Origin of the sequence: Enterobacter sp. BIDMC109, from assembly GCF_001037885.1 — a bacterium.
Taxonomy (GTDB): domain Bacteria; phylum Pseudomonadota; class Gammaproteobacteria; order Enterobacterales; family Enterobacteriaceae; genus Enterobacter; species Enterobacter hormaechei_C.
Window position 1 is genome coordinate 1,593,209 of record NZ_KQ090002.1, and the last position, 16,276, is coordinate 1,609,484.

General features: G+C 55.8%; 11 protein-coding genes. 4 read left to right on the plus strand and 7 right to left on the minus strand.

Translation table 11 applies throughout. The features are described from left to right. Position 1 precedes the first annotated feature (1 nt). Both SK62_RS07445 and SK62_RS07450 read right to left on the minus strand, forming a co-directional pair. Positions 2-1,303, minus strand: coding sequence for an MFS transporter (locus tag SK62_RS07445; RefSeq protein WP_047718245.1), 1,302 nt, complete (start codon positions 1,301-1,303; stop codon positions 2-4). 260 nt (positions 1,304-1,563) lie between these two features. Then, entirely contained in the window at positions 1,564-2,859 is a 1,296-nt protein-coding gene (locus tag SK62_RS07450; RefSeq protein ID WP_047718243.1) for a serine hydrolase domain-containing protein, read from the minus strand. A 95-nt stretch (positions 2,860-2,954) separates the two neighbouring features. Between SK62_RS07450 and SK62_RS07455 the strand changes: the two genes are divergently transcribed. Continuing rightward, the gene (locus SK62_RS07455) at positions 2,955-3,860 is read left to right on the plus strand and encodes a LysR family transcriptional regulator (protein WP_047718242.1); all 906 of its coding nucleotides are present in this window, start codon (positions 2,955-2,957) and stop codon (positions 3,858-3,860) included. On the opposite strand, the gene fumA is transcribed toward SK62_RS07455, so the two are convergent. Both fumA and SK62_RS07465 read right to left on the minus strand, forming a co-directional pair. Continuing rightward, a complete protein-coding gene (gene fumA, locus SK62_RS07460; protein WP_047718240.1) occupies positions 3,849-5,498 on the minus strand; it encodes a class I fumarate hydratase FumA in 1,650 nt (549 codons plus the stop codon). The genes SK62_RS07455 and fumA overlap by 12 nt on opposite strands. Before the next feature lie 55 nt (positions 5,499-5,553). Further along, positions 5,554-7,062, minus strand: a complete 1,509-nt coding sequence (locus SK62_RS07465) for an anion permease (protein ID WP_017383327.1) — start codon at positions 7,060-7,062, stop codon at positions 5,554-5,556. A gap of 608 nt (positions 7,063-7,670) precedes the next feature. Between SK62_RS07465 and SK62_RS07470 the strand changes: the two genes are divergently transcribed. Next, positions 7,671-10,451, plus strand: a complete 2,781-nt coding sequence (locus SK62_RS07470; protein WP_047718238.1) for a flavocytochrome c — start codon at positions 7,671-7,673, stop codon at positions 10,449-10,451. Positions 10,452-10,509: 58 nt separating this feature from the next. Further along, the gene (locus tag SK62_RS07475; RefSeq protein ID WP_017383329.1) at positions 10,510-11,472 is read left to right on the plus strand and encodes an FAD:protein FMN transferase; all 963 of its coding nucleotides are present in this window, start codon (positions 10,510-10,512) and stop codon (positions 11,470-11,472) included. Here the strand turns inward: SK62_RS07475 and dcuR are convergent. Together dcuR and SK62_RS07485 are read right to left on the minus strand one after the other, a co-directional pair. Continuing rightward, entirely contained in the window at positions 11,453-12,172 is a 720-nt protein-coding gene (gene dcuR, locus SK62_RS07480) for a two-component system response regulator DcuR (RefSeq protein ID WP_003859556.1), read from the minus strand. The two genes, SK62_RS07475 and dcuR, sit on opposite strands and share 20 nt — an antisense overlap. Further along, positions 12,169-13,785 carry a sensor histidine kinase gene (locus SK62_RS07485; protein ID WP_048249381.1) on the minus strand — a complete coding sequence of 539 codons (1,617 nt, stop codon included), beginning with the start codon at positions 13,783-13,785 and terminating at the stop codon, positions 12,169-12,171. Before SK62_RS07485 ends, dcuR begins: the two co-directional genes overlap by 4 nt. Positions 13,786-13,938: 153 nt before the next feature. Here SK62_RS07485 and SK62_RS07490 point away from each other — a divergent pair, with 153 nt between their 5' ends. Then, positions 13,939-14,802 carry an N-acetylmuramic acid 6-phosphate etherase gene (locus tag SK62_RS07490; RefSeq protein WP_015572428.1) on the plus strand — a complete coding sequence of 288 codons (864 nt, stop codon included), beginning with the start codon at positions 13,939-13,941 and terminating at the stop codon, positions 14,800-14,802. Between the two features lie 55 nt (positions 14,803-14,857). Here SK62_RS07490 and ompC read toward each other — a convergent pair whose 3' ends face one another. After that, positions 14,858-16,045, minus strand: a complete 1,188-nt coding sequence (gene ompC, locus SK62_RS07495; protein WP_047718234.1) for a porin OmpC — start codon at positions 16,043-16,045, stop codon at positions 14,858-14,860. Between the last annotated feature and the right edge of the window lie 231 nt (positions 16,046-16,276).

Genomic DNA, 16,276 nt, shown 5'->3' on the forward strand with positions numbered 1-16,276 from the left:
ATCACTCCTTAACGGCAGTTTGCAGGATTAACGCGCGACGACGATAGAGATAAAGCGTTGCCAGCAGGGCGCAAACGGCGGCAAAGCTCATCCAGTAGCCCGGAGAGGCTTTGTCGCCGGTGTACTCAATTAAGGCAGTCGAAATCACCGGCGTGAAACCGCCAAAGACCGCCGTTGCCAGGCTGTAAGCCAGTGAGAAGCCCGCCACGCGCACCTCTGCTGGCATGATCTCCGTCAGGGCCGGGATCATCGCGCCGTTATACAGGCCGTAGAGGAAAGAGAGCCACAGCAGCACGGTCAGCATCATTGAGAAGCTCGGGGCTGCGGCCAGCATCGTCAGCGCCGGATAGCTGGTCGCCAGCGCCAGCAGCGTCATGGCGATCAGCACTGGTTTACGTCCGAAGCGATCCGACAGCGCGCCGCCCACCGGCAGCCAGATGAAGTTGGACACCGCCACCAGCAGCGTGACAAGAAGACTGTCCGATGCGCTGAGCATCAGGACTTTTTTACCGAAGGTCGGCGCGTAAACGGTGATCAGGTAAAACGCGGTGGTGGTCATCGCCACCATCAGCATGCCCGCGACGACTACCGGCCAGTTGGCGAGCAGCGTTGTGAAGACCTGACGCATTGCCAGATGGTGGCGACGGGCGCTGAATTCCTCGGTCTCTTCCAGCTTGCGGCGCAGGAAAAAGATAAACGGCACAATCAGACAGCCAAACAGGAACGGAATACGCCACCCCCATTCGCGAATGGCACTCTCCTCCAGCACCACATTCAGCGCAAAGCCCATCGCCGCCGCGATCATAATGGCGACCTGCTGGCTACCCGACTGCCAGCTGGTGTAGAAACCCTTGCGGCCCGGCGTGGCGATCTCCGCCAGATAAACCGAAACCCCGCCCAGCTCGGCGCCTGCCGAAAAACCCTGCAACAGGCGGCCGGTCAGCACCAGCAGCGGCGCCCACAGGCCAATGCTCTGGTAAGAAGGGATCAGCACGATCAGGAAGGTTCCGGTGGCCATAATTGACAGGGTGACGATCAGCCCTTTACGGCGACCCACTTTATCAATGTAAGCCCCCAGCACAATGGCCCCGATCGGACGCATCAGGAAGCCCGCGCCAAAGACGGCGAAGGTCATCATCAGGGACGCAAATTCACTGCTTGCCGGAAAAAAAGTATGGGCGATGTAGGTGGCATAAAAGCCGAACAGAAAGAAGTCGAATTGCTCAAGAAAGTTGCCCGACGTGACGCGGAAAATCGCGCCCGCTTTGGCACGAAGCGTTGCAGGTGAGGTTGAGGAAACCATGATTATCTCCAGTTTTATAGTGACGTTATGCTCGTCTGTTTCTGAAAACTGGATCAGGAAGTGGGAATTAATAAGCGCAAATAGCGCATGGACTGATGCGTGTGGTGCATTAATGACAAAGCGTTGACCAGTATTTACATATTCAACAATAACTTAACATTTCGGTGATCTTTTATTTACTCGATTTCGCTAAGTTGCTGATATATCGGTTTTGTGACATCGCGCAGGTGAGAAGCCAGGCGGGGCCTGGCTTGGGATTATCAGCGCAGCGCGTTCGCAATCGCGCTAAACATCAGCGACGCTTCCAGCGGCTGCGCGCTGAATGACGGCTCTGCCTGCGGCCAGATGGACCACTGGACGATAACCAGATTTTCTTTCTGATTAACCATGATCATCTGACCAAAAATACCCAGCGCCCACAGGGAATCCTTCAGCGAATTTTCGACTTTCGGCTCCACGTGTGTGGCGGTGGCTGGTACTTCGTTGTTCCACCACTGGTAGCCGTATAACCCCTTCGGATGCGCGTCGGACACCGATCCTTTGGCCTGTGTCCAGGCTGAGGACTGTTTCACCCAGCCCTCGGGGAGGATCTGTTTTCCGTCCGGCAGCGTACCGTTATGCAGGATAAACTCCCCGAAACGCCCCCAGTCTTCCAGCGTGGCGTTAAACCCATGCGCACCCACGTCGTGCTGGCCTTTGCTGTAGGCATGCCACACGCCGTCGCTCGCCATGCCGTACGGCTGCCAGATGGTCTTCTCCAGATACGCCGCGAGCGTCATGCCGGTGGCGCGCTCAAGCACATCGCCTAACAGCCAGGCGCCACCCGAGGAATAGGACCAGTTTTCGCCCGCCGGGTGTTCACGGTGTAACCCCTTCACCAGGGTGCGCACGCAGTTGTAGGTGCCCGGCTTCGCTTCGCATTCGGTAAGCCGGGCGAAGTCAGATTGCGGGTTGGTGTAATCTTCGTTCCACGCCACGCCAGAGGTGTGGGTGATGAGCTGTTTTAGCGTTACGCCCTCCCAGGCGGTGCCTTTTAAGTCAGGTTCGTATTGGGTGACAAGGTCGTCCAGGGAGTGGATTTTCCCTTCTTTAATTGCAGCACCCACCAGCGCGGAGACCACCGATTTGCCCACGGAACGCGACGTCCAGAGCGTTGAGTCGGTATTGCCTTCTCCCAGGTATTTATAGGCCACTTTGCCGTTTTTAAGCACCAGCATGCCGCTGACGTTCTGGCGTTTCAGGTAATCCTGAAGAGTGTAACTCTTACCCTTCACCTGATAGCGGGCATCGGTGAGCGGTTTTTCTGCGGGCAGCAGCGGCGTAGCGTTGCCGTGGCGGAACACATCCGCTGCGTAGTTGCGGTAGTCATTGCGAAAGCCCACCACGCGATCGGCCTGGTTCCAGGTGAGCATGGTATGCGCGTCCGGGAGTCTGGCATCGAAAGGCGCCGGACAGGTGGTGAGGTCGGTACCGTTGCAGGCCGCCATAACGGCGGGCGAGAGCAGGCTGCTGACAACCAGCGCCGCGAGCAGCGTGCGGTTTGTTTTGATTTTCATATTTATCTCGTTTGGCTCAGGAAGGACTTCAGTTTAAGAACCTGCGGCCTATAATAAAAAACGCGTTATGGGGGAAAATCCCCCGTAAAAATTGCGTGGAGAATGGCGTGGCATCACTGATCTATTCCTTTGCCCAGCTTGAGGCGTTCACTGCCGTCGCTGAACACGGCAGCCTGATGAAGGCGGCCAGTAAACTCGGCAAAGATCGTACTACCCTGCGGGATCTGATCGATTTCCTTGAGGATGGGCTGGGCTATGCTCTGTTCCTGCGGGAGGGGCGCAGCCTGCGCCTGACGCCGGAGGGGGAGCAGCTTCAGCGGCAGGCGCACCTGCTGATGCGCCAGGTCAAAGCGTTTGAGGCGTTTGCCAGATCGGTACCGGACAGCGCGACGCAGGACATCGCCCTCGCTTACGATCCGTTTACCCCCAGAGCTTTTTTACAGGCGCTGATTGCCACACTGGCGGCGAAAAAGATCCGCCTGAGCCTGACCAGCGCATCGCGCGATGAGGCGGAAGCGAGGCTGGCAAACGGTCAGGCCGATCTAGGGATCTGCCAGGCGCGTAACCGCAGCGTGGGCAATGAGATGGAGTGGCGGGCGCTGGGGGCGATCGAAATGGATTTTTACGCCGCAACGGCACTTTTTGCGGAGGTTGCGTCGCCGGTGTCGCTGCTCGCTCTCTCTCTGGTGCCACAGGTGATTATGCATGCCGCATCAGACGAGCCGGTCGCCCGTCGCCTGCAAATTTCAGGGCACACGCTTTTCGCTAACGAACTGGAGATGCTGCGCGGCCTGCTGGAGCAGGGCTGCGGCTGGGGGTTTTTGCCGACCCATCTTCAGGCAACGCAGTGGAAAAATGTAAAAAGGCTGCCCACCGAAGTGGGCAGCCAGGGAATAAGCCAGACGATGGTCACCATCTGGAAGCCGGGCAGCGACAAGCGCGGGTTGATCAACGATACGCTGTCGCTGCTTCCGGCGTTATGGAAACGCTCAGCGCTGTGAGCACCCTTTACACTGTTTATTCTGGATCTGCTGGAAGAAGTCGTTGCCTTTGTCATCCACCAGGATAAACGCCGGGAAGTTCTCCACTTCAATTTTCCAGATGGCTTCCATTCCCAGTTCAGGATACGCCACGCACTCCAGGCTCTTGATGCTGTTTTGCGCCAGCACCGCCGCCGGGCCGCCGATGCTGCCGAGGTAGAAGCCGCCGTGCTTATGGCAAGCGTCGGTGACCTGCTGGCTGCGGTTACCTTTCGCCAGCATGATCATGCTCGCGCCGTGGGATTGCAGTAAGTCCACATAGGAGTCCATACGTCCCGCAGTGGTCGGGCCGAGTGAGCCAGACGCGTAACCTTCTGGCGTTTTGGCCGGGCCTGCGTAGTAAATCGGGTGATCTTTAACGTACTGCGGCAGTTCTTCCCCGTTGTCGAGCAGCTCTTTCAGCTTCGCGTGGGCGATATCGCGCGCCACGATGATGGTGCCGTTCAGCGACAGGCGGGTGGAGACCGGGTGCGCGGAAAGCTGCGCCAGGATCTCATTCATCGGCTTGTCGAGATTGATGCTCACCACGTCGCCTTCACCCTGTTGACGCAGGGATTCAGGAATATACTGGCCAGGATTGTGCTCCAGCTTCTCAATCCAGATCCCCTCGCGGTTAATCTTCGCCTTGATGTTGCGGTCAGCGGAGCAGGAGACGCCCATGCCGATCGGGCAGGAGGCACCGTGGCGCGGCAGACGGATGACGCGAATATCGTGCGCGAAGTATTTCCCACCAAACTGCGCGCCAAGGCCGAGGTTTTGCGCTTCCTGAAGCAGTTCCTGCTCGAGCTGGACGTCGCGGAACGCCTGGCCGTGCGCGTTGCCTTCGGTTGGCAGCGCATCGTAGTAGCGGGTAGAAGCCAGCTTAACGGTTTTCAGCGTGGCTTCCGCTGAGGTGCCGCCGATAACGAAGGCGATATGGTAAGGCGGGCAGGCCGCGGTACCCAGAGTTCGCATCTTCTCAACCAGATAATTTTTCAGCTTCGCCGGGGTGATCAGCGCTTTGGTTTCCTGATACAGATAAGTTTTATTGGCGGAACCGCCGCCTTTCGCCATGCACAGGAATTTATACTCGTCACCATCAACGCTGTAGAGGTCGATCTGCGCGGGCAGGTTGGTGCCGGTGTTCACCTCTTTATACATATCCAGCGCCGCATTCTGCGAGTAGCGCAGGTTGTCTTCAATATAGGTGTTATATACGCCCTGACTCAGCGCCGCTTCGTCACCGCCGCCGGTCCAGACGCGCTGGCCTTTCTTACCCATAATGATTGCCGTACCGGTATCCTGACAGGTGGGCAGCACGCCTTTCGCCGCAATCTCGGAGTTGCGCAGGAATTGCAGGGCAACGTACTTATCGTTCTCGCTGGCTTCCGGGTCGCTCAGAATAGCCGCAACCTGCTTCTGGTGAGAGGTGCGCAGCATAAATGCCGCGTCGTGGAAGGCCTGCTGTGCCAGCAGGGTCAACGCCTCTGGCTCGACTTTCAGCACTTCCTGACCGTCGAACTCGGCAACGGAAACGTGCTCTTTGGTCAGCAGATAATATTCGGTGTCGTCATGCGCGAGGGGGAAGGGGTTCTGGTAGATAAACGGTTTGTTTGACATAGCGTATTGCTCCACAAAAATTTAACCGCCGGAGGAAATGTCCGGCGGTCAGGAATCAGAACATCATGGACATCCACGGGTAACCAATCAGCAGCAGAGCTGCCAGGAAGATGGCACCGAAGATGGTACCGAGGCGCCAGTAGTCTTTGGTTGGCAGGTAGCCGCTACCGTAGTAAATCGGGCTTGGACCCGTACCGTAGGGGGTAATGATCCCCATCACGCCCAGCGAGGTCACCATCAGCAGAACGAACACTTCCATATTCATGCCCGGAATGGTGGAGGCGATGGTCAGCATCGCAGGCAGCAGCGCCGTGGTGTGCGCGGTGGTGCTGGCGAACAGGTAGTGCAGCAGGTAGAACGCCAGCAGCAGCACGATGGTGGCGACACCCGGAGAAATACCGCTCATCAGCAGGCCGCCTTCTTTACCCAGCCAGCTGATAAAACCGGTGGAGGAGAGGCCATCCGCCAGCGCCACCAGGGTGGCGAACCAGACGAAGGTATTCCACGCGGCTTTGTTACCGGTGATATCGTTCCACTCCAGCACGCCGGTCCACAGCATCAGGCCAACGATCAGCAGGGCAGCCATGGCCGGTTCAATCCACGCCGCGGCGAAGATCCACATCAGCAGCGCACAGCACACGAACACCAGCAGCAGGATCTCATTGCGCGACAGTTTGCCCAGTTTTTCCAGCTCACGGGTCGCCCACAGCGGTACTTCGTTGTTTACCTTCACTTCCGGCGGGTAGAACCAGTAGGCCAGCAGCGGCATGGTCAGGATCAGCAGGATACCCAGCGGCAGGAAGGCGAGGAACCAGGTCCCCCAGGAGATATCAATTCCGACCGTGCTTTTTACCAGCGCCAGCGCCAGCAGGTTAGGTGCCAGAGCGGAAAGGAACATCGAGCTGGTGATACAGGCCGCGGTGATGGCTACCCACATCAGATACGAACCAATTTTGCGCGCGCTTGGGTCGTTGGGTTTTGAACCATACAGCGGCGGCAGGTTGGCGATGATCGGGTAGATGGTCCCGCCGCTGCGCGCGGTGTTGGACGGGGTGAACGGGGCCAGCAGCAGGTCCGCAAACGTAATGGCGTAACCGAGCGTGAGGCTGCGACGGCCCAGGTACTTCACCAGAATCAGCGCCAGACGGCGGCCGAAGCGGGTTTTGTCGTAGCCTGCGGCGAACATAAAGGCACCGAAAATCAGCCAGACGGTGGAGTTACCAAACCCGCTGACCGCCCATTTAAAGGAGGCGCCCGCCAGCTTGAATTTTGGGTCAGCCAGCTGTTCCGGGCTAAAGAGCACCCACTGGCTGCACAGCGCAATCGCCACGACGCCGGTAAGACCGATCACAGCGCCCGGCAGCGGTTCGAAAATTAAGCCGACGATGACACCGACAAAGATGGCGAAGTAGTGCCACGCATAAGGCGGCAGCCCTTCCGGAACGGGGACAAACAACAGCAGGACGGCAACAATGACGGGCAAAGCCATCATCAGCAGTCGTTTTGCTGTTCCATTTGATGCCAGATTCGCCGCAGGAGGCGTTACAGCAGTTTTTGTATTCATAGTTTCATGTCTTAAGTTGTCAAAAATTCGTCGCCCGGCGAAAACACAAATTCGATTGAAATATCCTTTTTGCTTTTTTTAGTTATTTAAGGTGCGGATTTGTGTTTTCACTAATAGCGATTTAACGCATTTTGGTTTGCGCTAAATAAAAAATGATGATGTTTTTATATTGCTCTTTTGAATGCCATAACTATTGATCGCGATCAAAAAAACGGAACTGAATGGCTATTTTTATATTTTTTATAATAACCACTCTGAGTAGTGTGGTTATTCGCTAATTTTACGCATTTTATGTATCAAAACTATAACATTTAAATTCTGGTGCTTTTGTTTATCGTTGTTTTATATGGTTTTTTGCTAGATTTGGTGTATTGGTTTGACCTTTTATAATTTAACTTTTTTTAAATTCTTGTGAACGAGTGAAACATTCCCGCTAACACCAATGTGTTATTAATGTTATCGAAGGGATTAAATAGTTTATTAACTAACGTAATGACTTTAGAAACTAAAAAAAGCTTTATATTACTATCATGACATCGGCAAAAAACACGAAATAAAAAATCATCCCGATAACGAATTCTTAATTTTTAAAGTTTGGAGTTTCTATTATGAGCACTAACGAACGTATTTTAAGCCCCTTCACATTACCGAATGGTACTGAACTGAAAAACCGTTTGTTAATGGCCCCGATGACAACCTGTACCGGTTATTACGATGGCACCGTGACCAGCGAGCTGGTGGAGTACTACCGCGCCCGCGCGGGCAGCATCGGCACCATCATCGTTGAGTGCTGTTTTGTTGACGATCTCGGCCTGGCGTTCCCGGGCGCAATTGGTATTGATAACGACGAGAAAATCGCCGGGCTGGCAAAAATCGCTGACGCTATCAAGTCCAAAGGCTCCAAAGCCCTGCTGCAAATCTACCACGGCGGCCGCATGGTCGACCCAAAACTGATCGGGGGCCGCACGCCGGTTGGCCCAAGCGCCGTTGCCGCGCCGCGTGACGGTGCCGCCACGCCGGTTGCCCTGACCGCGGAAGAGGTGGAAGGCATGATCGGCAAGTTCGGCGAAGCCGTGCGCCGCGCAATTCAGGCCGGGTTCGACGGCGTCGAAATCCACGGGGCGAATACCTATCTGATCCAGCAGTTCTTCTCCCCGAACTCTAACCAGCGCGACGACGAGTGGGGCGGCAGCCGCGAAAACCGCGCGAAATTCCCGCTGGCGGTGCTGGACATTACCCACAAGATGGTGCGCCAGTACGCGGACGACGCGTTTATCATTGGCTACCGTTTCTCTCCGGAAGAGCTTGAAGTCCCGGGCATTCGCTTCGAAGACACCCTGTATCTGCTGGAAAAACTGGCCGCGCGCGGGGTAGATTATCTCCACTTCTCCCTTGGCGCCGCCCTGCGTCCTTCTATCGTCGATACTCAGGACCCGACGCCACTTATCGAAAAATACTGCGCCATGCGCTCTGACACGCTGGCGCAGGTACCGGTAATGGGCGTTGGCGGCGTGGTGAATGCCACGGATGTGAATGAATCGCTGGATCACGGTTACGACCTGATTGCCGTTGGCCGCGCCACCATCGCCTATCCGGACTGGACCGATCGCATCGCGGCGGGCGAAAGCCTGGAGCTGTTTATGGACAGCACCCGACGCGAAGAACTGAGCATCCCGGAACCGCTGTGGCGCTTCTCGCTGGTGGAAGCGATGATCCGCGACATGAGCATGGGCGAATCTAAATTCAAACCGGGCACCTTTATTGAAAAAGTGCAGGACGATGCTAACGAACTGGTGATTAACGTCAGCCTCGAAACCGACCGCATCGCCGATATCGAACTGGCCTCCGGCCCGAGTGAAGACGTGGAGTTTGTCACCAGCTTCGAAGAGATCCGTACCCGTATTCTGGATGCCAACACCCCGCACGTGGACGCGATTACGGGCGCGACCAGCCAGAGCGAGGCGGTGAAAAAAGCGGTCTCGAAGGCGATGCTGAAATCCAGCAAAGCGCTGGCGGCGGAAGAGGGCGCAGACCCGAATGAGACTAAAAGCGTGGATGTGGTGGTGGTCGGCAGCGGCGGCGCCGGTCTGGCAGCGGCGATTCAGGCGCATGACGAAGGCGCGAGCGTGCTGATCGTCGAGAAAATGCCCACCATCGGCGGGAACACCATTAAAGCCTCGGCCGGGATGAACGCGGCGGAGACCCGCTTCCAGCGCGTGAAAGGTATTCAGGACAGCAAAGAGCTGTTCTACCAGGAAAGTCTGAAAGGCGGTGGCAACAAGAACGACCCTGAACTGCTGCGTCGCTTTGTCGAGAACGCGCCGCAGGCCATCGAATGGCTGGCCACGCGCGGCATTATGCTGAACGACATTACCACCACCGGCGGGATGAGCATCGACCGTACGCACCGTCCGAAAGACGGTTCCGCAGTGGGCGGGTATCTGATCAGCGGCCTGGTGCGTAACGTCAACAAGCGCAACATCGAGGTGATGCTGGATACCTCCGTGAGCGACATCATTTTCGAAAATGGCGAAGTGACCGGCGTGCGTCTGACCACCGAAGAGAACGAAACCCTCACCGTGGCAACCAAAAGCGTGATTGTGGCAACGGGCGGCTTCAGCGCCAACAGCCAGATGGTGGTGAAATACCGTCCGGATCTGGCAGGGTTCGTTACCACCAACCACAAAGGGGCGACCGGAGGCGGTATCGCGCTGCTGGAGCGTATCGGTGCGGGCACCGTGGATATGGGCGAAATTCAGATCCACCCAACCGTTGAGCAGAAAACGTCGTATCTGATTTCCGAATCCATCCGCGGCGGCGGGGCGATTCTGGTAAACCAGCAGGGCAACCGCTTTTATAACGAAATGTCGACCCGCGACAAAGTCTCGGCGCAGATCATCGCGCTGCCGGAGAAATACGCTTACATCGTCTTTGACGAGCATGTTCGCGCCAAAAACAAAGCCGCGGATGAGTACATCGCAAAAGGGTTTGTTACCAGCGCCAGCTCGCCAAAAGCCCTGGCGGAAGCGCTGGGGATGGATCACCACCAGTTCCTGGCAACGCTGGAACGCTACAACGGCTTTGTGGAGAAACAGCACGACGATGATTTCGGTCGCACCACCGCGCTGCGTGCGCCAATCAACGAAGGGCCGTTCTACGCCATTCAGATTGCACCGGGCGTTCACCACACCATGGGCGGCGTGACCATTAACACAGAAACCTGCGTGCTGGACAGCAACCACAACGTATTGCCGGGAGCGTTTGCTGCGGGTGAGGTTGTCGGGGGCATCCATGGCGGTAACCGCATCGGCGGTAACGCGGTGGCAGATATCATTATTTTTGGTACGCTTGCAGGACATCAGGCGGCTATGCGTTCGAAAACACGGTAAGGCTCCTGTTTCCCCGGCGGCGCGGTGCCTGCCGGGGCTACATCTGAGGACTCATGAAATGCCTGATAGCCATCGCGTTTACAGCTACTCCGCCGTTCTGATGGGATCGCCCATCCTCCTGAAACTCTTTTCCCATGACGAAGCGCTTGCCTCTCGCGTGTTTCGCCTGATCAAACAGTACGAAGATCTGCTTACCGTTAACCGAGCGCACTCCCAGGTAATGGACATCAACCATGCGGCCGGTCAGCATCCGGTTGCCGTCAGTCGCCCGGTGTTTGAGCTGATCCGCTGCGCGAAAGCGGCCAGCCTGCTTAAAGACAGCGCCTTTAACCTGGCGATCGGCCCGCTGGTGAAGCGCTGGAAAATTGGCTTTAAGGGGGACGCGGTACCGCCCGCGGACGAGATCGCCGCCTTGCTGGGCATCACGCATCCAGCGGACGTGGTGCTGGATGAAGCCAACAGCAGCGTGTTCCTTACTCGCCAGGGAATGGAGATCGATCTGGGGGCCATTGCTAAAGGCTATATCGCCGACAGGGTGCGGGATTACCTGCATAAAGAGGGCGTTGAACTTGGGCTGATCAACCTTGGCGGCAACGTCCAGACGTTAGGCTCGCCGGAGGGCGGCTGGCGCGTCGGCCTGAAAAAACCGTTCGCCGGTGACGCGCTGATTGGCGCCATGACGGTCGAAAACCGGTCGGTGGTGACGTCAGGCACCTATGAGCGCTACTTCGAGCTGAACGGCAAACGTTATCACCACATACTTGACCCACGCACCGGCTACCCGCTGGATAACGAACTGGACAGCGTGACGATTATTTCGCCAGACTCCCTCGACGGCGATATCTGGACCACGCTGATCTACGGCATGGGCGTGGAAAAGGGCTGCGCCGCGCTGCGTTCGCGCCCCGATATTGAAGCCATCTTTGTCACCAAAACAAAAGAAGTGGTGATCTCCTCGATGCACCACTTCCGTTTTACCCTTCTGGACGACAGCTACCGAATTACTGGCAGTACTGTTTGAGTAGGCCGACCTGTTCCGGCTGCAAACGGTAGCGATATACCGGCCGGCCGGTAGCGCCGTAGTGAATGCTGGTGAACAGGATATTAATTTGCGCCAGCCAGATCAGGTATTTGCGGCAGGAGACGCGGGAAATGTTGACCGCATTCGCCAGATCGTCGGTGGAAAACTCTATCTCCGGATGGCTGTCGATCCACTGGCAAATGGTGCGCAGCGTCTGCGGCGTCAGGCCTTTCGGTAATTTTTTGCTGTCGGCCAGCTCCGGAGCGCCGCCGTGGATCAGCCTGTCGACGTCGGCCTGTTCATAATACTGATGCGATCCCATCAGGCTGCGCTTTGCCTTCCAGCCGTTCAGCGCCTCTTCAAAACGCGGGAACTGGAACGGTTTAATCAGGTAATCCACCACGCCATAGTGCATTGAGGTCTGGATCGTTGCGGCGTCGGAGGCCGACGAGATCATGATGACGTCAATCGGGCGGCCCGATGCGCGGATGATGGGCAGCAGATCCAGCCCGTTATCCTGCTGCATATAGACATCCAGCAGCACCAGATCGATCGGCTGGCCTGGGTTGGCGATCAACGCCTCGGCCTGGTTGAGCGTGGAAGCGACGCCGCAGCAGCTAAAACCCTCAACGCGGTTAACATACAGACGGTTGAGGTCGGCTACCATGGCGTCATCATCGACAATTAACACATTTATCACGCGATATTCCTCTCGCTATCCCAGGGGATCTGAACAAAAAATTGGGTAAATACGCCAGGCTCCGACTCGACGGTAATATCTCCGCCCAGATTCTGGATCTGCTGACGCGCAAGGAACAGCCCAACGCCGCGGTTTTCACCTTTTGTTGAGTAGCCCTTTGTAAAAATAGCCTCCAGCCGCTCGGGATCAATGCCCGGACCGTCATCGCTGACCTCACCGCTCAGCCAGCCGTTCTGATAATGCAGCAGCAGGCCTATCTCGCCTTCCGGCTGGCCTTCCATCGCATCCAGGGCATTTTCGATTAAATTGCCCAGCACGGTGATCAGCACCGCAACCTGCTCTTCATTGGCGGTGTCGGGAAGCTGACTCTCCTCCGCCAGCGTCAGGGTCACTCCGGTCTCTTTAGCGCGGTTAATTTTACCCAGCAGGAAGCCCGCAATGACCGGGGATTTAACTTTACGTTGTATCGCGCCGATATCCGTCTGATAATTCTGCGCGGTCTGGATGATGTACTCCTCCAGCTTATCGTAGCGCTTCATGTGCAGCAGGCCGAGGATCACGTGCAGCTTGTTCATAAACTCGTGCGTATGAGCGCGCAGGGCATCAACGTAGCTGACCATGCCATCAATACGCTGCATTAACTGGCTGATTTCGGTCTTATCGCGGAACGTACTGATCGCCCCGATCACCTGATTCTGGCTTTTCACGGGGACCATGTTGCAGAGCAACAGCCGCCCGTTACAGCCGATCTCCTGATCCTGGCGGGCAATGCCGGTCCTGGATACTTCGCGCAGGCTGGCCAGCAGCGGTTCACTGCTGCTTTCGGAGTGCTGGCCTGAGGTCAGGAGTAATATTTCTCTGGCGGTGTGGTTAATCATCGTCACGCGCCCGTGCATATCCACGGCCATCACGCCTTCGCGCAGGGACTGCAACATGGCCTGGTGCTGCTCAAAGAGGGCTGAGATCTCGTAAGGCTCCAGCCCAAAGAGAATACGTTTCAGAACCCGGACCAGACCCCAGATCGCCACTGAGCTCATCAGAACGCTGAATAAGATGGTCCACACGGCGTTGAGCCGCCCGCGGGCAATCTGATCTTCAACTTTATTCAGCGAAATACCCACCACCACCACGCCGATCTGGTCGTGCTGGTCGTCATACACTGGCGTAAAGACGCGCAGCGCTTCCGCGAGCGCGCCGCGGTTAACGGAGACATTCTCTTTCCCTTCCAGGGCGGGCGTCAGATCGTCGCCAATAAAATGCAAACCTAACAGCGCTTCGTTTGGATGGGAATAGCGGATCCCACGCAGGTCGGTGACCACGGTAAACAGCAGGTCGTTGCGCTTCGTCACCGCCTCGGCAATCGGCTGGATGATGCCAGCCTGCGGCGATTCCATCAGGCCACGCTTGATCTCCGGGCTGTCGGCCAGCGTCCTGGCGATACCCAGCGCGGTATCTTTCACGTCATCGCGCGTGGCGCGGGTGATCTGCACAGAGTACAGCGCGAAGACCACCAGCAGCACCGAGCCGATAATCGCGCACACCATCAGCGTAACCAGCGTATTCAGCTTCATAGGGCGCTTGCGCGTCGGGGGGAAGGGCTGCAAATCGCTCATTAACACTCCGCGATGAATAAGAAAGGGCTAATTATCGCTGATGACGGGCGTTTCATAAAGCCATGTAAAGAGAGGCGTTTCGTGAGCCTCCTCTCAGGTGACCTATATAAAACACTTTATAGTGTGAGGGTACTCATAATAAGGAGGCAGTTTATGAGCATTATGCTTACCGGTACGGCCAGGGAAAGACGGCACGCCAGCACCACGAACATCGACAGATTATCGACGCTGGATATGCTTAACGTCATACACCAGGATGACGCGCAAATCTCTTCTGCACTTACCCCTCACTTAAGTATGCTGGCCCGCGTGGTGGATAACGCGGCGGCGACGCTTAGCCACGGCGGACGTCTGGTACTGACCGGCGCGGGCGCGTCCGGACGCGTGGCTGAACAGGCGGCAGAAGCGTTTGCGCCGGGAAAACATCCCGTCATTGCGATGACAGCAGGCGATCACGCCGGTAGCTACGCGCGCGGCGTTGCCGACCTTCAGACGATAGAATTTGGCGAGCATGACATGATGCTGGCGCTGTCCGTCAGCGGCAAAACCCCATGGGTATGGGGCGCGATGCGTCATGCGTGGTCTCTGGGCTCAACGGTTGCGATCATTACGGAGGATGCGCAAAGTGAAGCGGCGCAGCTGGCGAGCATGGTCATTGCCCCCGAACTGGGCGCGGATGTGGTGGCCGGGTATACCAACGCTAAAGCAGGCATTGCGCAAAGCATGATCCTGCATATGATCACCACCGGTCTGGCGGTACGTTCCGGACGGGTGTACAGCAACCTGCGCGTTGATCTGGAGGCAAGCAATACCAGATGGGCCGAACGACAAATTGCCATTGTGATGGAAGCGGGGGGATGTAGCCGGGCTCAGGCGAAGGCCGCGCTGGAAAGCTGTAACCACCAGTGCAAAACGGCGGTACTGATGGTGCTGACGGGGCTGGATGCCTGGAAAGCGCACGAATTGCTGGCGCAGAATAACGGGTTTGTTCGCCTGGCCTTGCAGGAAGCGCCATAACATTTCAGCGTCAAATAAAAAAAGCCCGCATCGCGGGCTTTAATATTGATGGGAATTAGAACTGGTAGGTCATGCCTACGCCAACGATGTCATCGGTAGAAATACCGTTGTCATTGTAGAAGGCATCATCTTCGTCCAGCAGGTTGATTTTATAATCAACGTAGGTGGAGAAGTTTTTGTTGAAGCTGTAGGTCATGCCCACGTCGATGTAGTTAACCAGATCCTGGTCTACATAGTCATAGCCATTGCCTGGGTGATAATCGTTACCGCCCAAATCGATGCCTTTAGAATAGACCCACGCCAGGGATGGACGCAGACCGAAGTCAAACTGGTACTGCGCTACGGCTTCAAAGTTCTGTGTTTTGTTGGCGATGCCATCGTTGCCGTACGGAGTCATGTTACGGGTTTCCGCATACATCATGGCCAGGTAGACATCATTAGCATCGTATTTAGCACCGATTGTCCACGCTTCCGCACGTTCACCGCCAGCATATTTGCTGAAGCGGTTATAGGTGCCAGCGCCGTAAGCGACCTGGTCGTTAGTACGGTCAGAGGAAGAATAAGCCGCACCCAGCGTCAGGCCGAAATCGAAGTCATAGGTGGTAGACATACCGAAGCCGTCGCCGTTCTGGAAACGAACGTCATCATGGCCGTTTTTGGTGCCTTCCTGAGTATTGATATAATGGCCTTCCTGATCTTCGTGTGGTCCACCTTCATTATTTCCCTGATATTGCAGCGCAAAGTTCAGGCCGTCGACCAGACCAAAGAAATCATTGTTACGGTAGGTCGCCACACCGTTAGTACGGCCAACCATATAGTTATCCGTCCAGGTGTAAGAATCTCCACCAAATACCGGCAGCATATCGGTCCAGGCTTCAACGTCATACACGACGCCGTAATTACGGCCGTAATCAAATGAGCCGTAGTCGCCATATTTCAGACCAGCGAATGCCAGACGGTTGAAAGATTTATCCCCTGCGCCTTCGGTGTCGTTAGCGTAGGTTTTATATTCCCACTGGCCATAGCCTGTCAGGTCGTTCGTGATCTGCGTTTCGCCTTTGAAACCCACCTGTACGTAGGTTTCATCGCCGTCGTCGCCTGGGTTGTCGGAGAAGGTATGACGCGCATCAACCTTACCGTACAGGTCAACTTTGTTGCCATTCTTGTTATACATTTCCGCCGCATTTGCTGCGCCAGCCATTAATAACGCGGGTACGAGAATTGCCAGAACTTTTCTTTTCATTATATATTCCCTTTAAATATAAATTGTCTGAATATATGTAATTACCCTCCGTAACTACATGGCTGATACTATTCTATGGATTATTATTTAGGTTCAAAAATAAATGTAATTAAAGTGGTAAAAATATTACAAAATATTTCTTTTTATCTCTTTATTTTTCATGTGAATTAATTCATTGAAAATATAGCGGGTAATTATTATTAAGTATTTCGTAATTCTATTTATAAAAGA